Genomic DNA, 18,855 nt, shown 5'->3' with positions numbered 1-18,855 from the left:
TTGGACCCGTGCTGGACTTGCGTGGGGATCCGATCGAGCTGACCGCGGCGTTGGTCGACATCCCCAGCGAATCACGAGACGAGGCGCGCCTGGCCGACGAGGTGGAGGCCGCGCTGCGCGCCCAGACGTCCGGTTTCGAGATCGTCCGCAACGGCAACGCCGTGCTGGCGCGCACCCGCCGCCAGCGGCCGTCGCGAGTCCTGCTGGCCGGACATCTCGACACCGTCCCGGTCGCGGGCAACCTGCCCAGCCGCCTCGAGGACGGCGACCTGTACGGGTGCGGCGCCGCCGACATGAAGTCGGGTGACGCGGTCTTCCTTCATCTGGCTGCGACCGTGGCCGAACCGGTCCACGACCTGACCCTGGTGTTTTACGACTGCGAGGAAATCGACGCGGCGGCAAACGGTTTGGGCCGCATCGAGCGCGAGCTGCCCGACTGGCTGTCCGCCGACGTGGCCATCCTGGGCGAGCCCACCGGCGGCTACATCGAGGCCGGCTGCCAGGGCACGCTGCGCGTCGTGATCAGCGCCACCGGAACGCGCGCCCACTCGGCGCGGCCGTGGTTGGGCGACAACGCCATTCACAAGCTCGGCGCCGTCGTGGACCGGCTGGCCGCCTACTCCGCGCGCACCGTCGACATCGACGGATGCGAATACCGCGAGGGCCTGTCCGCCGTCCGCATCGACGGCGGCGTGGCGGGCAACGTCATCCCCGACGCGGCCGCGGTCACGGTCAACTTCCGCTTCGCGCCCGACCGGTCGTTAGCCGCGGCGCTGCAGCACGTGCACGAGGTGTTCGACGGGCTCGACGTGCGGATCGAGCAGACCGACGCCGCCGCGGGCGCGCTGCCCGGGCTGTCGCAGCCCGCGGCCAAGGCGCTGGTCGAGGCCGCCGGGGGACACGTCCGGGCGAAGTACGGGTGGACCGACGTCGCGCGGTTCGCCGCGCTGGGCATCCCGGCCGTCAACTTCGGCCCGGGCGATCCCAACCTCGCGCACCGGCGCGACGAGAGCGTCCCGGTCGCCAACATCACCGCCGCGGTGGACATGCTGCGCGGCTACCTCGGCGGCTAGTCTTTCGCTGGCCGGTCGCCGAGCGTCCCGCCAGCGTGACGCTCGGCGCCGGCGGTCGCGCTGGCGTGACGCTCGCGGTTAGTCAGCCCGCGCACCGCCGCGCCTGCGCGGCCGCGTCGGCGGCCGCCGCGCGCATTCCCACCGCGGCCAGGTCGTCCGACGCCGCCAGCAGCGCCGCACCATCGCCAGCCGCCAGCGCCTGCGCGTGGGTGAGCGCGAGTTTGCCTGCCGCGCAGTCGATCTCGTCACACAGCCGGCCCAACGGATCGGCCGCGCGGGTGTCGCCGAGCCGCACGGCCTCGTGCCACACGCGCATCGCCACCGCCCGCTGACCGCCGCGCTCGGCCATGCGGGCGGCATCGCGGGCGGCGGCCACCGCACCGTGTGCGTCACGCATCGAGGCCAGCCGCCACGCCCGGGCGACGCCGAGCTCCGGCGCGAACAACGCCGATTTGGTACCGTGCCGGGATTCGGCCCTTCCCAACGTTTTTCCCGCGGCCGCGATATCACCCTGCTGGGCCAGGGCGGTGGCCAACAACGTCAGCGAGAGCGGCCCCCACGAATAGCCGGTGCGTTCCAGCGTCGCGGCCGCCGGGCCCAATAGCGCAGCGGCCCGGGCGAATTCACCGTCGGCGAGCAACACATGGGCCAGCAGCACCTCGCCGATCGCGCGGCCCGGCTGCTGCAACTCGGCGAAATCGGTGAACTGCTGGGCGAGTTCGCGGGCCGCCTCGAGCCGGCCCGCCATCAACAGCGCGGTAGTCTGCCCCAACCCGATGGTGAAACGCAGCAACCCGGGATGTTCGGCGGCCAGGGCGCGCTGGGCCAGCGGCTCGACGTCGTCGAAACGCCCCTGCCGCGCCGCGCACAGCGCCGCCGCGCTGGCCGCCCAGGCCACCGCCTGGTCGTCGGCGTCCGGCGCGGCCAGCACCTCGCCGGCGACCTTCACGGCGTGCCCGACGTTGCCCGCGTTCATCGCGAATGTGGCGCTCAGCGCGTCCAGGGTGGTACGGGCGGCCGCGTCCGCGACGCGATTGCGGACGGTGCGCAGAAACGCGGTGGCCCGCTCGGGCTCACCGAGCATCCAGAACTGGTTGGCCGCGCGCAGCAGCGCCCAGTCCATGAGCGCGGCTTCGGTCAGCGCGGCGGGGTCCAGCCCGCCCAGCACCGCGTCGGCCTCGCGGCCGCGGCCCTGCCACCCCAGGGCGTGCGCCAGCGCCAGCCGTGCGGCCAGCCCGCCGGAGCGCTCCAGCGCCGAGGAGGCCAGCCGTTCGCCCAGGGCCAGGTCGCCCAGCCGCAGCGCCTGCTGCGCGGCGGCCACCACCTCGGCGGTCGGCTGGGGGGCGTCGCTGTCCAGGGCCAGTGACGCCAACCGCAGCCGGTCGCTGAGGTGGTCCGACGAGTGCTGCGTCAGCAGCCGCACCAACTCGGTGCGCCGTTGCCGCGCGGCGTCGCCGCCGAGCGCGGCGCGCGCCCGCTCGGCGAACAGCGGGTGGGCCGTGTACACCACCGGCTCGTCCGACTCCCCGCCGCGCGCCCGCGTCTCCACCGCCCCGCAGTCGGTGGCCTCGCGGACCGCGTCCGCGCCGGTCAGGGCGCCCAGGTCGGCGAGCGACAGCGGCTCCGAGACGGCGAGGTAGTCCAGCACCGCCCGGGCCGCCGCGGGGATTTCGGCGAGGAACGCGTCGACCTCCGCAGCCGTGGTCATCCCGCCGGTCGGTTCGATGTCGATTCTCGGAAGCACGCGATCGGTCCACAGCGCCGCGATGGCCTCGGGAGACGACGCGGCGCGGCCGGTGACGATCAGCCTGGCCCTGCCGGCCAGCGCCAGCTGGTACACCAGGGTCGCCGACAGGATGTCCAGGTCGTGGGCGTCATCGACGACGAGCAGAAGATCCCCGTGCTCTGGGCCGTCCAGTGACGCCCGGGCGGCGCGCAACAGCGCGGCCGGCTTGCCGATGTCGGCGATCTCGACCAGGTGGCCGAAGGCGCCGAACGGCACCGCCCGCTCGGTCGGGGTGCCGGTGACCCAGCGGACGCGGGTGTCCGGGTGGTCGCGGCCGAAGTCTTCGGCGGCCATCCGGGCCAAGGTGGACTTGCCGCAGCCGTCCGGGCCGAGGACGACCGCACCCCTGCCCGTCGCGAGCGCCGCGGCCAGCCGGTCCAGGGCCGAGGCGTGCTGGGGGACGTTCCATCGAATCGGCATCGCCGGATTTTATTGCGCGCGGTATGCGGCCCGCAGCAAGCTTGGTCTACCTTTCGTTGTATGCGCGACTGGGCGATCTGTGTGTACTGCGCGTCCGGCCCGGAACATCCCGAATTGCTCGCGGTCGCTGCCGAACTGGGCGAGGCGATCGCCGAGCGCGGCTGGACCCTGGTGTGGGGCGGCGGCCGGGTGTCGGCGATGGGCGCGGTGGCGACCGCGGCGCGCGCCCGCGGGGGCCGGACCGTCGGCGTCATCCCCCAAATCCTGATGCGCCGCGAGATTGCCGACACCGACGCCGACGAGCTGATCGTCACCGGGACCATGCACGAGCGCAAGCAGGTCATGGAGGAGCGTGCCGACGCGTTCGTCGTGCTTCCCGGCGGCGTCGGCACCCTGGACGAGTTGCTCGACTCGTGGACCACGGGCTATCTCGGCCTGCACGGCAAACCCATCGTGATGCTCGACCCGCTGGGCCACTACGAAGGCCTGTGGCTCTGGCTGTGCGGGCTGCTCGACAGCGGCTACATCTCGCAGCCGGCGATGGACCGGTTGTTGCTGGTCGACAAGGTGAGCGCCGCCGTGGAGGCGTGCGCGCCGGATTGAGGGCCCGGCACTCCGGCCAGCCCTACTAGGCTGTGCGCCGGGTTGTTCACGAAGAATTGAGGGATGACGTGTCGAATCACGACGGGGGAGCGCGCACGGCGGTCAAACTGACCGATCTCGCGTCTCGGGCGCCCAGGTTGCTGGCCGATATGCCGGTGATCGTTCGCGGGGCGATGACCGGACTGCTGGCCCAGCCGGGTTCGAAGAAGTCGATCGGCACGGTGTTCGCCGACCGCGCCGCCCGATACGGCGACCGCATCTTCCTGCGGTTCGGCGACCAGCAACTGAGCTACCGCGACGCCAACGCCGCCGCCAACAGGTACGCGGCGGTGCTGGCCTCGCGCGGTGTCGGCCGCGGCGACGTCGTCGCGATCATGCTGCGCAACTCGCCCAACGCGGTGCTGACGATGCTGGCCGCCGTCAAGTGCGGCGCCGTCGCCGGGATGCTGAACTACCACCAGCGCGGCGAGGTGCTGGCGCACAGCCTGGGCCTGCTCAAGGCCAAGGTGTTGATCGCGGAGACCGACCTGGTCAGCGCGGTGGCCGAGTGCGGCGGCGCCGGCGACACCGAGACGATGACCGTGGAGGACCTGGAGCGGTTCGCCGTCAGCGCCCCGGCCACCAACCCGCCGTCGGCGTCGGCCGTGCAGGCCAAGGACACCGCGTTCTACATCTTCACCTCGGGCACAACGGGATTCCCCAAGGCCAGCGTGATGACCCACCTGCGGTGGCTGAAGGCACTCGCGGCGTTCGGCGGCATCGGGCTGAGGCTGAAGAGCTCCGACACGCTGTACAGCTGCCTGCCGCTGTATCACAACAACGCGCTGACGGTCGCGTTGTCGTCGGTGATCAACTCCGGGGCCACGCTGGCGCTGGGCAAGTCGTTCTCGGCGTCGAAATTCTGGGACGAGGTCATCGCCGCGGAGGCGACGGCCTTCATCTACATCGGCGAGATCTGCCGCTATCTGCTCAACCAGCCGCGCAAGGTCACCGATCGCGCGCACCGGGTGCGGGTGATCGCCGGCAACGGGTTGCGGCCGGAGATCTGGGACGAGTTCACGAATCGGTTCGACATCGCCCGGGTCTGCGAGTTCTACGCCTCCAGCGAGGGCAACACGGCGTTCATCAACATCTTCAACGTGCCGCGGACCACCGGCGTCTTCCCCATGCCGTTGGCCTATGTGGAGTACGACCCCGACACCGGTGCCCCGCTGCGGGACGACAACGGGCGGGTGCGCCGGGTGCCGCCGGGTGAGCCCGGCCTGCTGCTCAGCCCGGTCAACCGGTTGCAGCCGTTCGACGGCTACACCGACAAGGAGTCGAGCGAGAAGAAGTTGGTGCGCAACGCCTTCCGCGAGGGTGACGTGTGGTTCAACTCCGGCGACGTGATGAGCCCGCAGGGCATGGGGCACGCCGCCTTCGTCGACCGTCTCGGCGACACGTTCCGGTGGAAGGGCGAGAACGTCGCCACCACCCAGGTGGAGGCCGCGCTGGCGTCCGACGAGCACGTCGAGGAGTGCACGGTCTTCGGAGTCGAGATCCCGCGCACCGGCGGCCGCGCCGGGATGGCCGCGGTCAAGCTGCGCGACGGCGCGGAGTTCGACGGCAAGTCGCTGGCGAACGCGGTGTACGGCCAGCTGCCCGCCTACGCGCTGCCGCTGTTCGTGCGGGTGGTCGAGTCGCTCGAGCACACCACGACGTTCAAGAGCCGCAAGGTGGAACTGCGCGACCAGGCCTACGGGCCGGACATCAAGGACCCGCTCTACGTGCTGGCCGGCCGCGACGAGGGCTACGTGCCGTACTACGACGAGTACCCCGACGAGGTGGCCGACGGTAAGCGGCCGAAGGGCTGATTGCGCGCTGAGTGTGCGCCCAGCCGCACATTCGGCGTCCACCGTGCGGCTGGCCGCACACTCGCGGGCCCGACCGGGCACCATGGACGTGTGCAATCGACACCGTCGGCGTCAGCCGGATCGACCTGGTGCGGCCGCCCGGTCGCCGGCGATCGGCCGCTGATCATGGCGATCGTCAACCGCACCCCCGATTCGTTCTACGACAAGGGCGCGACCTTCAGCGACGAGGCCGCCCGGTCCGCCGCACACCGGGCCGTCGCCGAAGGTGCCGACGTCATCGACGTCGGCGGCGTCAAAGCCGGCCCGGGCCAGGACGTCGACGCGGACACCGAGATCGCCCGGTTGATCCCGTTCATCGAATGGCTGCGCGACGCGTTCCCCGACCAGCTGATCAGCGTCGACACCTGGCGCTCCGAGGTGGCCAGGGTGGCCTGCGCCGCCGGGGCGGACCTGATCAACGACACCTGGGGCGGCATCGACCCGGACCTTGCCGGGGTCGCCGCGGAGTTCGGGGCGGGCCTGGTGTGCTCGCACACCGGCGGGGCGCTGCCCCGCACGCGTCCGTTCCGGGTGCGCTACGGAACCACCACCCGCGGGGTGGTCGACGACGTCATTCGCCAGGTCACGGCCGCCGCCGAGCGCGCGGTCGCCCGCGGGGTGGCCCGCGACCGCGTGCTGATCGACCCGGCCCACGACTTCGGCAAGAACACGTTCCACGGCCTGCTGCTGTTGCGCCACCTCAGCGATCTTGTTAATACCGGATGGCCCGTACTCATGGCTTTGAGTAACAAGGACTTCGTCGGGGAGACTCTGGGGGTGGAATTGACCGAGCGGCTCGAGGGCACGTTGGCGGCCACCGCGCTGGCGGCTGCCGCCGGTGCGCGGATGTTTCGCGTCCACGAGGTCGCCGCGACCCGCCGGGTGCTCGAAATGGTGGCCTCGATCCAGGGCATACGCCCGCCCGCGCGCACGGTAAGGGGGCTGGCATGACGGCATCCGACCTGTTCGCCGGCGACCTCACCCACGACGCGGTGCTGGCCGCCCGCCCCGGCGACACCTGGCTGGCCGACCGCAGCTGGAACCGCCCGGGCTGGACCGTCGCCGAACTCGAGGCCGCCAAGGCGGGCCGCACCATCTCGGTGGTGCTGCCGGCCCTCGACGAAGAAGAGACCATCGAATCGGTGATCGACAGCATCTCACCGCTGGTCGACGGGCTGGTCGACGAGCTGATCGTGCTGGACTCCGGCTCCACCGACGACACCGAGATCCGCGCCGTCGCCGCCGGCGCCCGCGTCGTCAGCCGGGAGCAGGCGTTGCCCGAGGTGCCGATCCGGCCGGGCAAGGGCGAGGCGCTGTGGCGCTCGCTCGCGGCCACCAGCGGCGACATCGTCGTGTTCGTCGACTCCGACCTGATCAACCCGCACCCGATGTTCGTCCCGTGGCTGGTCGGCCCGCTGCTCACCGGCGACGGCGTCCACCTGGTCAAGAGCTTCTACCGGCGCCCCCTGCGCGTGGGCGACGTGGCGGGCGCGACCGGAGGCGGACGGGTCACCGAGTTGGTGGCCCGGCCGCTGCTCGCCGCGCTGCGCCCGGAGCTGGGCGGCATCCTGCAACCGCTCGGCGGGGAGTACGCGGCCACCCGCGAACTGCTGACGTCGGTGCCGTTCGCGCCGGGCTACGGCGTGGAGATCGGCCTGCTGCTGGACACCTTCGACCGGCTGGGATTGGGGGCGATCGCCCAGGTCAACCTCGGTGTGCGCGCGCATCGCAACCGGCCGCTGGCCGAGTTGGGCGCCATGAGCCGCCAGGTCATCGCGACCCTGCTCTCCCGGTGCGGGGTGCCCGACTCCGGCGTAGGGCTGACGCAGTTCTTCGTCGACGACACCGAGGGTTCCGACTTTCAGGACTTCACCCAGCACACGTCGCCGGTGTCGCTGGCGGACCGGCCGCCGATGAAGGTGCTGCGGCCGCGCTAAGGCCCCGCTGCGTCATCGCGGTGTCGGTGGCATAGGGCAGTATCGACGACGTGGCGTTGGTGTTGCTCTACCTGGTGGTGCTGGTGCTGGTGGCGATCGTGCTCTTCGGCGCGGCGAGCCTGCTGTTCGGACGGGGCGAGCAGTTGCCGCCCCTGCCGCGGGGCACGACCGCGACGGTCTTGCCCGCCTACGGTATGACCGGCGCGGACGTCGATGCCGTCAAGTTCACCCAGGTGCTGCGCGGATACAAGACCAGCGAGGTGGACTGGGTGCTGGACCGGCTCGCCCGCGAGCTCGAGGCGCTGCGCGGCCAGCTGGCCGCGGTGCACGCCCCCGCGGAGGCCCACGCCGACCCCGGGGACGTGGAACCCGGGGAGGCCGAGGATCGTCAGGACTAGATGTGAGCGATGACGGGCTGGTGCGGTGTAGCTGGGCGGCCATCCGGCCGGGACCCGATTTCGAGATGTACCGCGACTACCACGACCAGGAGTGGGGCCGCCCGGTGCACGACGGGGTGGCACTCTTCGAGCGGATGAGCCTGGAGGCGTTCCAGAGCGGGCTGTCGTGGCTGATCATCCTGCGCAAACGGGAGAACTTCCGGCGGGCCTTCGCCGGCTTCGACTTCGGGCAGGTCGCCGGTTACAGCGACGCCGACGTGCAGCGGCTGATGGCGGACACCGGAATCGTGCGCAACCGCGCCAAGATCGACGCGACGATCGCGAACGCCCGCGCCGCCGCTGAGCTGGGAACCCCCGCGGACCTGTCGAAGCTGCTGTGGTCGTTCGCGCCAGAGCCGCGCCCCCGGCCCGCGGACGGCTCCCAAATCCCCTCGGCCACTGAGGAATCTAAGGCCATGGCGCGCGACCTCAAGCGGCGCGGGTTCCGGTTCGTCGGGCCGACCACCGCCTATGCGCTGATGCAGGCGACCGGGATGGTCGACGACCATATCCGGGGTTGTTGGGTGCCTTCCCCCCGTTGACGGCGCGGGCCGTGACCGGCCCGCTAAGGCCGGAGAACCGGGTCTTTGTTCAACTCGTGACCTGGATAGGGAACAATAGAGGCGTGATTTGGCAGTTCGATGTCGGGTATGGCTGGAAAATCGCTGGCGGGGCATGCTCGGCGCCGACCAGGTCCGCAAAGGCGGGCCAGCTCGAACCTGGAGGGAGCACTCGATGGCGGCGATGAAGCCCCGGACCGGCGACGGTCCTCTGGAAGCAACCAAGGAGGGGCGCGGCATCGTGATGCGGGTACCACTTGAGGGAGGCGGTCGACTGGTCGTTGAGCTGACGCCCGACGAAGCCGCCGCCCTCGGTGACGAACTCAAGGGTGTCACGAGCTCCAGCTGAACGCGCGCCGACGGACGGCTGCGCTACGCACACACCTTTCGGTAGATGTCCAGGGTCTGCTCGGCGACGTGGGCCCAGGAGAAGTCCTCGACGCAGCGCTGCCGTCCCGCCTCGCCGTAGCGCTTCGCCTTCTCGGGATCGGCGATGAGCGCATTGACCGCTTCGGCCAGCCTGGCCTGGTAACCGGCCGGATCGCTGGGGTCGTAATGCACCAGCGAGCCGGTCACCCCGTCGGCGACCACCTCCGGTATCCCGCCGACGTCGGACGCCACCACCGCCGTCGCGCATGCCATGGCCTCCAGGTTCACGATGCCCAGTGGCTCGTACACCGAGGGGCACACGAATACGGTTGCCGCCGAGAGAATTTCGCGCAATTCGCCGATGGGCAACATCTCTCGGATCCAGAACACGCCGCGCCGGTGGTCGGACAGCCGCGCCACCGCGGACCGCATCTCGTCGGCGATCTCCGGGGTGTCGGGGGCGCCCGCGCACAGCACCACCTGCGCTTCGGGGTCGAAGTGGTGCGCCGCCGCCACCAGGTGGGCGACGCCCTTCTGCCGGGTGATCCGGCCGACGAACGCCACGATGGGCCGGTCCGGGTCGACCCCGAGCTCCGCCAGCAGCGACCCGGTTTGCGTCGGTCCGGCCGGATGCCAGACGTCGGTGTCGACCCCGTTGCGGATGACGTGCACCACGCTGGGGTCCAGGGCGGGGTAGACGCGCAGGATGTCTTCGCGCATCGCGGAGCTCACCGCGATGACGGCGTCCGAGGCCTGTACGGCGGTGTGCTCCACCCAGGTCGACACGCGATAGCCGCCGCCGAGCTGCTCGGCTTTCCACGGCCGCAGCGGCTCGAGGGAGTGGGCGGTCAGTACGTGGGGGATGTCGTAGAGCAGGGCGGCCAGATGACCGGCCATGCCGGTGTACCAGGTGTGCGAATGCACGACGCTGGCCGCCGACGCGGCGTTGGCCATCAACAGGTCCGAGGACAACGTCGACAGCGCCGCGTTGGCGCCCTGCAGGCGCGGATCGGGCTGGTGCACGAAGGCGTTCGGCCGCGGCGCGCCCATGCAGTGCACGTCGACCGCGCATAGCCGGCGCAGTTGGGCGACCAGTTCGGTGACGTGTACACCGGCTCCCCCGTAGACCTCCGGTGGGTACTCCCGAGTCATCATCGCCACCCGCATACCCGCACGGTAGTTCGGCGTTGGCGAGGCCCGCGAGTCGGGCTGGACAATCGGGGAGGAAACCAAAGACCTTGACGGACAGCCGCGCAGCAGATCGCCAATAGAGCGATCCCTCTGGCAGCGGTTCGCGACGGCCGATAGGTTTGACCCATGAGGGAAGCGCCACACGTGCTGGGCATTGTCCTGGCCGGGGGTGAGGGCAAGCGGCTGTATCCGCTGACCGCGGATCGGGCCAAGCCCGCGGTCCCCTTCGGCGGCGCCTACCGACTGATCGACTTCGTGCTGTCCAACCTCGTCAATGCCCGCTATTTGCGGATCTGCGTTCTCACTCAGTACAAGTCGCATTCACTGGACCGTCATATTTCGCAGAACTGGCGGTTGTCCGGTCTGGCCGGTGAATACATCACGCCGGTGCCCGCCCAGCAGCGCCTGGGCCCGCGCTGGTACACCGGCTCCGCCGACGCGATCTACCAGTCGCTCAATCTGATCTACGACGAAGACCCCGATTACATAGTCGTTTTCGGCGCCGACCACGTCTACCGGATGGACCCCGAGCAGATGGTCCAGTTCCACATCGAAAGTGGGGCAGGGGCAACCGTGGCCGGCATCCGGGTGCCGCGCGCCGAGGCCAGCGCTTTCGGCTGCATCGACGCCGACGACTCCGGCCGCATCCGCGATTTCGTGGAGAAGCCCCTGGACCCGCCGAGCGTCCCGGACGACCCCGATTCGACGTTCGTGTCGATGGGCAACTACATCTTCACCACCAAGGTCCTCATCGACGCCATCCGCGCGGACGCCGACGACGACCACTCCGATCACGACATGGGCGGTGACATCATCCCGCGTCTGGTCGGCGACGGAATGGCTGCGGTGTACGACTTCAACGACAACGAGGTGCCCGGTGCCACCGACCGCGACCGGGCCTACTGGCGGGACGTGGGGACGCTGGACGCCTTCTACGACGCTCACATGGACCTGGTGTCGGTGCACCCGGTGTTCAACCTGTACAACAAGCGCTGGCCGATCCGGGGGGAGTCGGAGAACCTGGCGCCGGCCAAGTTCGTCAATGGCGGATCGGCACAGGAGTCGGTCGTCGGCGCCGGCAGCATCATCTCGGCCGCCTCGGTGCGCAACTCGGTGCTGTCGTCCAACGTCGTGGTCGACGACGGCGCGATCGTGGAGGGCAGCGTGATCATGCCGGGCGCCCGGGTCGGTCGGGGCGCCGTGGTGCGCCACGCGATTTTGGACAAGAACGTGGTCGTCGGCCCCGGCGAGATGGTGGGCGTGGACCTGGAGAAGGACCGGGAGCGGTTCGCGATCAGCGCCGGCGGCGTCGTCGCGGTCGGCAAGGGCGTTTGGATCTAGCCCGGCAACGATGCGGGCACCGGGGAAGCCGACGCCGACCGGATCTAGCCCGGGATCTCCGGGATCAGCAGGTGCGCGTCGTAGCGCGGCCCCCAACGCAGCCTGATGCGCCCGCGGGGGGAGCCGGTGTAGGCCGCGGGGAGCTGGCCGGTAAGCGGGTTTCTCGGGCACAACCAGCGCCCGGCGACCACCAGCCGCAGCTGCTCGCCGGCGCGGAACAGCGTCGCCGACGGGCCGAGCGCGACATTGACCTCGACGGCCTCGTGCGCGGGGACGGGCTGTGGGTCGGTGCATGCCGCGACGGGTTCCCACGGCCGCGAGAGCTCGCGATCCAGCGCCCGCAGCGAGACCCGTTGCCACCCGGTGCTCACCCGGTCCCGGCCGTAACCGTACGAACCCTCGAACCCGACGAACCGCCCGTCGCGCCATTTCTCCACGCCGACGAACAGGTTGGCGTCGTCGCAGCCGGCCAGCTCGATCCACAACCGCGCCGCCATCGGGCCGGTCAACTCGACATCCTCCGGCGCCGTCCAGCTGAAAGCGGCTGCGCCGGAGCGGGTTTCGAACGAGATGCCACCCTCTGCCGACGGCCGCGAAGCGGTCAGCAGTCCGCCCGCGGCCAAATACATTGGCCGCCAATGGGTTCGCCCCAGCGGCCAGTCGGCCTCTTCGCGCACCGCGACGACGGTGTCGCGGTCTTCGCGGACCTCCAAGCGGACGCTGCGGGAACCGGGCGCCCCGTCCAGCGCCGCCCGGAAGAATTTCAGCTGCTCGGCCAGCGCGGGCTCGGAGTAGAACGTCGCCCACTTACCGGCCCGGTGGGTGTAGAGGCGGGCGTGGCCGGAACTCGCGTGCGTGAACGCGCGGATGGAGCCGCGGCCGTGCAGGTTGTTGTCGGAGAAGCTGCCGCACACCAGCATCGGCACGTCGATCGCGGCGAGGTCCGGCACCAGCGAGCGCCAGAACTCGTCACGCAGTGGGTGGGCATCCTGCATCCGCTCCAGGTCGTAGGCCTGGCGGGTGTCGCGCCGCACGTTGCGCGACCACACCCGGGTGAAGCCCCGTTCGCGGACCCCGCCGGGAAAGGTGAGGTCGCGGTAGGCGTCGGTGAACCCTTCCCATGGGCAGATCGCCCGCAGTGCCGGCGGCCGTAGGGCCGCGGCCGCGTACTGGCTGATGGCCAGGTACGACACCCCGAGCATGACGACCCGCCCGTCACTCCACGGCTGACTGGCGATCCACTGCACCAGGTCGTAGGTGTCCTCGGCCTCTCGCCGCGACAACAGCTTTCCGGTGCCGCCGGAGTGGCCACAGCCCCGCGAGTCGGCGTTCACCACGACGAAGCCCTGCGCGCTCCACCACGCGGGATCGGGCGCCTCCCAACCGGTCAGCGCCGAGAAGGTCACCGGCCGGGGCTGGCGCAGTACCCGGTACTGGATGGAGAAGGTCCACCTGTTGCCGCGGCGCTTCGGCAGATTGTCCTTGCCGTACGGGTGAATGCTCAGAATGACCGGCCCGGCCCCGGCGCCGGCATGCCGGAAGACGTTGATCCGCAACGTCGTTCCGTCGCGGGTGGGCACGGCAACGTCACGGTCGACGGCGATCTCGGCCGGTGGGTCGGTCACAGTGACCGGCGGCTTGGCGAAGCCGCGTATCCGGCTCAGCGCGTAGCGAAGGACGCCCGGGCGACGCCACGGCCGATCCCTGGTGGGCGCGGGAGTGCGGACCACGGGATCAGATTAAACGGCTACCACACACTCGGCAGCAGCCGATAGCGGACGCGTTGCGCATATTCGCGATATCCCGGGAGCTCCGTCTTGAGCAGCTTCTCCTCGTCGAGAATGCGCAGCACCAGGATCGCGACGCCGGGAACGACGAGGAGAAGTGCCCAGTACGAGCCGAGCGCCAGGGGCATTCCCACCATCATGATCACGTTCCCCGCGTACATCGGGTGCCTGACGAACCTGTAGAGCCCGTCGGAGGCGACCTTCTGGCCGCTCTCCACCGTCACGGTCGCAGCGGCATAACTGTTCTCGATGATCACGCGCATGGCGACGGCCAGGCCGGTCGCCATCAGGACGTCACCCACCACGCACAGCCACACGGGCACGGTCGACCAGCCCATCCGATGGTCGAACGCGCTGAACGCCATGACGACGAAGAGGGTTCCGAAGGCGCCGGCACTGATGACCTTCTGGGCCGTGCGGGTTTCCGCCTGCGGTCCCGCATGCATGCGCCGTTGCAGGGCCGCCGGATGTTTGCGCGCCAGATAGATTGTGGGGACGATCGATACCACCGTGAACAGGGCGATGAAAACCCAGCCCTGCCAATAGCGGAAGGTGCCGGCCGGCAAGAACAGGACCAGAGCATAGGCGGCGATTCCGAGAATCGATGATGCCGCCAGTCGAACACCGATCTTCATGACGCTCCTAAACTCGCAGATCGCGTCGTCGAAAAGCCACGGCTCCCAGGGCGATCAGTGTGGCATCTATGGCGAGCAACCACAACAGTGGTGTGGCCGTGAAATCGCCGCCGACGCGCGGGATGTGGGCGAACGGCTCCAGGTCGAGCAGCCACTGGGAGAACCCGGCCAGGGAGCCGATCAGGTACAGGGCGATGAACCCGACCAGAACACCCCACGCCACGGGTGTGAATCGCGGCGCAAGCCCGAACACGGCGACGGTCACGGCGCACAACAACCAGACGGCGGGCAGCTGTACCGCCGCGCTCGCCACCACGACGGCCACCTTGCCGCCGATGTCACCGGCTGCGGCTCCGTAGACCAGCCCCCCGGTCAGCCCGCTGAGCAGCATCGCGACCGTGGATCCGAGCAGTGCGGCCAGCACGTGGCTGGCGAGCCAACGGGTTCGCGACACCGCACCGGCCAGCGTCGTCTCGGCCCGTTGCGCCGATTCCTCCTGGTGTAGCCGCAGCGTCAGCGAGATCGCGAACGCGGCCGCGGCCATGCCCAGCATGGTGAACGCGACGGCGATGAAAGCCTCCGCCAAGGCGTTGGTCCCGCCCATTCGGAGAACGATGTCGCGCGCGGCGTTGCTGCCGCCGAGCTCGTCGCCGATGCCGTGCACCACGCTGCCCATCAAGATGCCGTAGAGGCACAGGCCCACGGTCCACAACACGAGGGCACCGCGGTCCAGCCGCCATGCCAGCCCGAACACGTTGCCCAGCGCCGGGGCGGCGGAGCCGGGGCCGGGGCGTTCGGCGAACAGCCCGGCACCCACGTCACGGCTCGCGAGGAGCCGATAGGCCACCGCGGTGAGGACGATGGTCGTCGCCAGGTGCAACAGCAGAACCGGCCAGTGGTCGCCCGCGTACGGCCGGACCTGCAGCGACCACCCCAGCGGCGAGAGCCAGGACAGCGCGCCCGAACCGGCGTCGCCGAGGGCGCGCAGTGTGAAGGCCGCCGCCAGGACCGCGAACGCGGCGCCGCGGGCGGACCGCGCGCTCGGCGACAACTGCGCGGCCACCGCGGCGACGGCGGTGAACACCAGGCCGGAGCAGGCCAGCGCCGCACCGAAGGCGAGGGACCCGCCCGGGGCGACATCGGTGGTGAGCAGACCCGCCGCGCCGATCATGCCCGTGGCGAGGCTGGCCCCGAAGGACAACAGGAGGGCGGCGCTGAGGCTGGCGTAGCGCCCGACCGCGGTCGAGTCCACGAGCTCGGTCCGGCCGGCCTCCTCGTCGGCGCGGGTGTGCCGGATGACGGTCAGGATGACGGCCACCGAGATGAGCAGGTGGAACATCCCGGCCTTCCAAATGCCCACCGCCCCAAGGCTGTCGTTGTAGACCTGCCCGTAGAGGGCACGCTGTGCCGGGCTCGCCATGATGGAAGCCGCGAAGCCGGCGCGCGCCGCCTCGGTGGGGTAGACCTTCTCGATGCTGCCGACGTACACCGTTGCCAGCGGCACCGACAGCAGCAACACCCACAGCGGCAACGAAACCCGGTCGCGCCGTAGGTAGAGCCGCAGCATGCCAAGCGTCCCCGCGAAGTTCGGCCGCCGTTGCGGTGCGGGGTGGGCGGGGCGGTGTGACCGGTCCAAGGTTGCGGTGCTCATGATGCGGACACCCTGTCCGCCGTGTCGTAGTGGCGCAGGAAGAGTTCCTCGAGCGTCGGCGGCTGGCTGACGAGGGTGCGCACGCCCGCGTCGCCAAGTGCCCGGATCAGTTCTCCGAGGCTTTCGCCGTCGACCTGGGCACGCACGGTGTTGCCTTCGACGCTGACGTCCTCGACGCCCTTGATGCGCGTGAGGTCGCCGGGGTCGCCGGTCATTTCGGCCCTGATCGAGGTGCGGCTGAGATGCCGCATCGAGTCCAGCGAGCCGCTCTCGACGGTCTTGCCGGCCCGGATGATGGTCACCCGTTCGCACAGCGCTTCGGTCTCGGCCAGGATGTGACTGGACAGCAGGATGGTCGCGCCGCGATCGCGAGCCTCGGCGACGCATTGCTGAAAGACGTTCTCCATCAACGGGTCCAGGCCGCTGCTCGGCTCGTCCAGGAGCAGCAGGCGGGCGCGCGACGAGAACGCGGAGATCAGCGAGACTTTCTGCCGGTTGCCCTTCGAGTAAGTCCGCGCCTTCTTGTGTGGGTCGAGGTCGAAGCGCTCGACCAACTCGGCGCGCCGCCTTTCATCGATGCCACCGCGCATGCGGGCCAGCATGTCGATGGTCTCGCCCCCGGTCAATGTCGGCCACAGCGTGACATCGCCTGGCACATAGGCGATCTGACGGTGCAGCGCGACCGCGTCGGCCCACGGGTCGCCGCCCAGCATCCGAACGCTACCGCCGTCTGCCTTGACCAGGCCCAGCAAGATGCGGATGGTCGTCGACTTCCCGGCGCCGTTCGGGCCGAGGAAGCCGTGGACTTCACCTTCGCGCACCGTCAGGTCGAGGCCGTCCAGCGCACGCACAGCTCCGAAGTTCTTGGTCAACCCGCGTATTTCGATGGGTGCGACACTGTCAGCTGGCATGTGATCCTCCTTGATCTTCGGCGGCCAGGAATGCGTCGTACATGGTGCGGTCCACCATCAGGCCCTCGCTGTAGATCTCGAGGGCCGGCAGGATCATGTCCCTGGCGTAATCGCGCAGGACCGCACGCAAATCCGTTGGCGTGTCGTGCATTTGCAGATAGAGCAGGAGGCCGCCGCCTCCCGTGATGCCGAGATACTTGGCCCTGGCCTTCGGGTCACGGCTGGGCTTTATCGTCCCGGCCCGCACACCCTCTTCTATGTACTCTTTGGCGTTGTCGATCATCCTCTGCCACAACATCTTCGCCAGGTCGCCGCCCGTCTGCATGCTGCGCAGGAGGTAGGCTGTCAGCGGCGCGAATTCCTCGATCTCGGCGAGCTGCGCGAACCAGGTGGCGGGGTCGTTGGACCGCATCGCCTCCGATTTGGAACTGCGGATCTCTTCGGCGACGTAGTCGTCGCAGGCCTTTCGCAGGCCTTCCTTGGAACCGAAGTGGTGAATGACGAGCGCGGCGCTCACCCCCGCGGCTTCGGCGATGGCCCTCAGTCCCACGCCGAAGCCGTGCTGTCCGAACTGCTCGATGGCCGCGTCGCGGATTCGAGCGGTTGCGGTCAGGTCGGCTGAACGCATGTTCAGTACGTTAAACGGCCGTTCAGTCGCGAGTCAAGGTGGTATCGCGTCAAGAATTCGTAAACATCGAACCAGTGGCGATCGCAAGCGCGGCGCGGCCGGGCGCGGCGGGTCGCCACCATCGAACTAGTGGCGATCGCAAGCGCGGCGCGGCCGGGCGCGGCGGGTCGCCACCATCGGACCAGTGGCGATCGCAAGCGCGGCGCGGCCGGGCGCGGCGGGTCGCCGCGCGGGTCAGTCGCGAACCGCGGCCAAGATGCCGTCGCCCAGCGGCACCAGGGCGGGCGTGAGCCGCTCGTCCTCGGCGATAAGCCGTGCCGCTTCCCGCACCGCGACCACCTCGGCGTCGCGGGCGGCGGGGTCGCCGGCGCGCCCGCCGAGAGCGGCCCGGTGCACCACGATGACGCCGCCGGACCGCAGCAGCCGCACGCCCTCCATGACGTAGTCGGGCTGGTCGACCGGGTCGGCGTCGACGAACACCAGGTCGTAGGACTCGTCGGCCAGGCGGGTGAGGACCTCCTGGGCCCGGCCGCTGATCAACCGGGTGCGCGAGGGGCCGATCCCGGCCTCGGAGAAGGCCTGCTTGGCGAGCCGCAGGTACTCGGGTTCGATGTCGATCGTCGTCAGGACGCCGTCGTCGCTCATGCCGGATAGCAACCAAAGTCCGCTGACCCCGGCGCCGGTGCCCACCTCCGCCACGGCCTTGCCGCCGCTGAGCTTGACCAGCAGGCTCAGCAGCGCGCCGACCGCGGGCGTGACCGCGCCCGCACCGATGTCCACGGCGCGCTCGCGGGCGGCCGCCAGCAGCGCGTCCTCGGAGATCGACCCCTCGGCGTGCGCGAAGAGGGATTCGGCTCGACTGGGCGCCGGCTGGCCGGGGGTGTCTGCGTCGGTGCCGTCCATGCCCGCAGCGTATTCCACTCCGGTGCGCGCCCCGGCATGGCACGCCTAAGCCGCGCCGCCACGACACGCCCGGGAAAGCCGGTGCGTTTAACCTCACCCCGCGACGGATATGTCCAGCACAGCGCTGGTAACGAAAAGGTTTCTCAGGCTGAGCTCAGACTGTTCATATATCGCACATACGCCCATACGCGACGGTGTCCCTATGGATCGCGGAGCGGGTGGGACCGGGAATACGGATTGGCGGCCACGTGTTGCCGTCGATGACGACTTGTCGCTTTGTGACAGGACGGATTCGGAGGATTCGATCATCACCACGCTTTTGGGCCCGACCAGCATGTCGCACCCGCAGGACTGCCCCGCCGACGAGTGGGTGGAGCCTTCCGACGGCCTGCAGGGCACCGCGGTTTTCGACGCGACCGGGGACAAGTCCACGATGCCCTCGTGGGACGAGTTGGTCCGTCAGCACGCCGACCGGGTGTACCGGCTGGCTTACCGCCTCTCGGGCAATCAGCATGACGCGGAAGACCTGACGCAGGAGACCTTCATCCGGATGCGGGCGCGCCGGCGCACCATGTCGAGGAAAAGGTTGGTGGTGATGCGGTGCAGCCAGCCTTCGAACGTTCCCGGCTGGTAGTTCTGCACCGATCGGAAAACCCGGATGAAGGTCTCCTGCGTCAGGTCTTCCGCGTCATGCTGATTGCCCGAGAGGCGGTAAGCCAGCCGGTACACCC

Annotated in this window: 17 protein-coding genes and 2 pseudogenes; 10 read left to right on the top strand and 9 right to left on the bottom strand. The window is 70.0% G+C overall.

Annotated features, from left to right (window positions below; genetic code table 11):
- The first annotated feature begins 8 nt into the window (after nt 1-8).
- Entirely contained in the window at nt 9-1,073 is a 1,065-nt protein-coding gene (dapE, locus tag A5704_RS08930; RefSeq protein ID WP_067888577.1) for a succinyl-diaminopimelate desuccinylase, read from the top strand.
- Nucleotides 1,074-1,155: 82 nt separating this feature from the next.
- Here dapE and A5704_RS08925 read toward each other — a convergent pair whose 3' ends face one another.
- Nucleotides 1,156-3,279 (bottom strand): AAA family ATPase, encoded by a 2,124-nt coding sequence (locus tag A5704_RS08925; protein ID WP_067888574.1) that lies wholly within the window; start codon nt 3,277-3,279, stop codon nt 1,156-1,158.
- A gap of 60 nt (nt 3,280-3,339) precedes the next feature.
- Between A5704_RS08925 and A5704_RS08920 the strand changes: the two genes are divergently transcribed.
- The 7 genes from A5704_RS08920 to A5704_RS08890 all read left to right on the top strand — a co-directional run bounded on the left by A5704_RS08920 (nt 3,340) and on the right by A5704_RS08890 (nt 9,057).
- Entirely contained in the window at nt 3,340-3,882 is a 543-nt protein-coding gene (locus tag A5704_RS08920) for a TIGR00730 family Rossman fold protein (protein WP_067785476.1), read from the top strand.
- Between the two features lie 68 nt (nt 3,883-3,950).
- Complete coding sequence (gene fadD6 / locus A5704_RS08915) at nt 3,951-5,735, top strand: long-chain-acyl-CoA synthetase FadD6 (RefSeq protein WP_067785479.1); 1,785 nt, start codon at nt 3,951-3,953, stop codon at nt 5,733-5,735.
- 165 nt (nt 5,736-5,900) lie between these two features.
- The gene (folP, locus tag A5704_RS08910) at nt 5,901-6,725 is read left to right on the top strand and encodes a dihydropteroate synthase (RefSeq protein WP_067760996.1); all 825 of its coding nucleotides are present in this window, start codon (nt 5,901-5,903) and stop codon (nt 6,723-6,725) included.
- Entirely contained in the window at nt 6,722-7,711 is a 990-nt protein-coding gene (locus A5704_RS08905) for a glucosyl-3-phosphoglycerate synthase (protein ID WP_067888570.1), read from the top strand. Before folP ends, A5704_RS08905 begins: the two co-directional genes overlap by 4 nt.
- A 50-nt stretch (nt 7,712-7,761) precedes the next feature.
- A complete protein-coding gene (locus A5704_RS08900; protein WP_067888567.1) occupies nt 7,762-8,109 on the top strand; it encodes a DivIVA domain-containing protein in 348 nt (115 codons plus the stop codon).
- A 2-nt stretch (nt 8,110-8,111) separates the two neighbouring features.
- Nucleotides 8,112-8,690: a DNA-3-methyladenine glycosylase I gene (locus tag A5704_RS08895; protein ID WP_067888564.1), complete on the top strand. Its 579-nt coding sequence runs from the start codon at nt 8,112-8,114 to the stop codon at nt 8,688-8,690.
- 193 nt (nt 8,691-8,883) lie between these two features.
- Nucleotides 8,884-9,057, top strand: a complete 174-nt coding sequence (locus A5704_RS08890) for a DUF3117 domain-containing protein (RefSeq protein ID WP_003878471.1) — start codon at nt 8,884-8,886, stop codon at nt 9,055-9,057.
- A gap of 23 nt (nt 9,058-9,080) precedes the next feature.
- Here the strand turns inward: A5704_RS08890 and glgA are convergent, their stop codons facing one another.
- Entirely contained in the window at nt 9,081-10,244 is a 1,164-nt protein-coding gene (gene glgA, locus A5704_RS08885) for a glycogen synthase (RefSeq protein ID WP_067760934.1), read from the bottom strand.
- Between the two features lie 150 nt (nt 10,245-10,394).
- Here glgA and glgC point away from each other — a divergent pair, with 150 nt between their 5' ends.
- The gene (glgC, locus tag A5704_RS08880) at nt 10,395-11,609 is read left to right on the top strand and encodes a glucose-1-phosphate adenylyltransferase (protein ID WP_067760932.1); all 1,215 of its coding nucleotides are present in this window, start codon (nt 10,395-10,397) and stop codon (nt 11,607-11,609) included.
- A 44-nt stretch (nt 11,610-11,653) separates the two neighbouring features.
- Here glgC and A5704_RS08875 read toward each other — a convergent pair whose 3' ends face one another.
- The 6 genes from A5704_RS08875 to A5704_RS08850 all read right to left on the bottom strand — a co-directional run bounded on the left by A5704_RS08875 (nt 11,654) and on the right by A5704_RS08850 (nt 18,124).
- On the bottom strand, nt 11,654-13,339 hold the full coding sequence (locus tag A5704_RS08875) for a CocE/NonD family hydrolase (protein ID WP_067888560.1): 1,686 nt from the start codon (nt 13,337-13,339) through the stop codon (nt 11,654-11,656).
- Nucleotides 13,340-13,356: 17 nt separating this feature from the next.
- Nucleotides 13,357-14,031 carry an isoprenylcysteine carboxylmethyltransferase family protein gene (locus A5704_RS08870; RefSeq protein ID WP_067760928.1) on the bottom strand — a complete coding sequence of 225 codons (675 nt, stop codon included), beginning with the start codon at nt 14,029-14,031 and terminating at the stop codon, nt 13,357-13,359.
- Between the two features lie 7 nt (nt 14,032-14,038).
- Nucleotides 14,039-15,682 carry an ABC transporter permease gene (locus A5704_RS08865; RefSeq protein WP_156675646.1) on the bottom strand — a complete coding sequence of 548 codons (1,644 nt, stop codon included), beginning with the start codon at nt 15,680-15,682 and terminating at the stop codon, nt 14,039-14,041.
- Entirely contained in the window at nt 15,679-16,593 is a 915-nt protein-coding gene (locus tag A5704_RS08860; protein ID WP_067888554.1) for an ABC transporter ATP-binding protein, read from the bottom strand. The genes A5704_RS08865 and A5704_RS08860 overlap by 4 nt, the downstream gene beginning before the upstream one ends.
- The gene (locus tag A5704_RS08855) at nt 16,583-17,221 is read right to left on the bottom strand and encodes a TetR/AcrR family transcriptional regulator (RefSeq protein WP_067888551.1); all 639 of its coding nucleotides are present in this window, start codon (nt 17,219-17,221) and stop codon (nt 16,583-16,585) included. The genes A5704_RS08860 and A5704_RS08855 overlap by 11 nt, the downstream gene beginning before the upstream one ends.
- A 234-nt stretch (nt 17,222-17,455) precedes the next feature.
- Entirely contained in the window at nt 17,456-18,124 is a 669-nt protein-coding gene (locus A5704_RS08850; RefSeq protein WP_067779476.1) for an O-methyltransferase, read from the bottom strand.
- A gap of 202 nt (nt 18,125-18,326) precedes the next feature.
- Here A5704_RS08850 and A5704_RS08845 point away from each other — a divergent pair.
- A pseudogene (locus A5704_RS08845) lies at nt 18,327-18,677 on the top strand (sigma factor); the annotation flags it as partial.
- Here A5704_RS08845 and A5704_RS27535 read toward each other — a convergent pair.
- Nucleotides 18,665-18,855: pseudogene (locus tag A5704_RS27535) on the bottom strand (sigma-70 family RNA polymerase sigma factor); the annotation flags it as partial. The pseudogenes A5704_RS08845 and A5704_RS27535 overlap by 13 nt on opposite strands.

Origin of the sequence: Mycobacterium sp. E735 (assembly GCF_001666955.1) — a bacterium.
Classification (GTDB): domain Bacteria; phylum Actinomycetota; class Actinomycetes; order Mycobacteriales; family Mycobacteriaceae; genus Mycobacterium.
Note: the sequence above shows the minus strand (reverse complement) of the source record. Positions and strands in the feature narration are given on the sequence as shown.

What these genes read in the sequence shown, in the direction of transcription:
- glgA (WP_067760934.1), bottom strand. Translation starts at nt 10,244, where the DNA reads ATGCGGGTGGCGATGATGACTCGGGAGTACCCACCGGAGGTCTACGGG.
- A5704_RS08905 (WP_067888570.1), top strand. Translation starts at nt 6,722, where the DNA reads ATGACGGCATCCGACCTGTTCGCCGGCGACCTCACCCACGACGCGGTG.
- A5704_RS08865 (WP_156675646.1), bottom strand. Translation starts at nt 15,682, where the DNA reads ATGAGCACCGCAACCTTGGACCGGTCACACCGCCCCGCCCACCCCGCA.
- A5704_RS08920 (WP_067785476.1), top strand. Translation starts at nt 3,340, where the DNA reads ATGCGCGACTGGGCGATCTGTGTGTACTGCGCGTCCGGCCCGGAACAT.
- A5704_RS08855 (WP_067888551.1), bottom strand. Translation starts at nt 17,221, where the DNA reads ATGCGTTCAGCCGACCTGACCGCAACCGCTCGAATCCGCGACGCGGCC.
- A5704_RS08870 (WP_067760928.1), bottom strand. Translation starts at nt 14,031, where the DNA reads ATGAAGATCGGTGTTCGACTGGCGGCATCATCGATTCTCGGAATCGCC.
- folP (WP_067760996.1), top strand. Translation starts at nt 5,901, where the DNA reads ATGGCGATCGTCAACCGCACCCCCGATTCGTTCTACGACAAGGGCGCG.
- A5704_RS08860 (WP_067888554.1), bottom strand. Translation starts at nt 16,593, where the DNA reads ATGCCAGCTGACAGTGTCGCACCCATCGAAATACGCGGGTTGACCAAG.
- A5704_RS08890 (WP_003878471.1), top strand. Translation starts at nt 8,884, where the DNA reads ATGGCGGCGATGAAGCCCCGGACCGGCGACGGTCCTCTGGAAGCAACC.
- A5704_RS08925 (WP_067888574.1), bottom strand. Translation starts at nt 3,279, where the DNA reads ATGCCGATTCGATGGAACGTCCCCCAGCACGCCTCGGCCCTGGACCGG.
- A5704_RS08850 (WP_067779476.1), bottom strand. Translation starts at nt 18,124, where the DNA reads ATGGACGGCACCGACGCAGACACCCCCGGCCAGCCGGCGCCCAGTCGA.
- glgC (WP_067760932.1), top strand. Translation starts at nt 10,395, where the DNA reads ATGAGGGAAGCGCCACACGTGCTGGGCATTGTCCTGGCCGGGGGTGAG.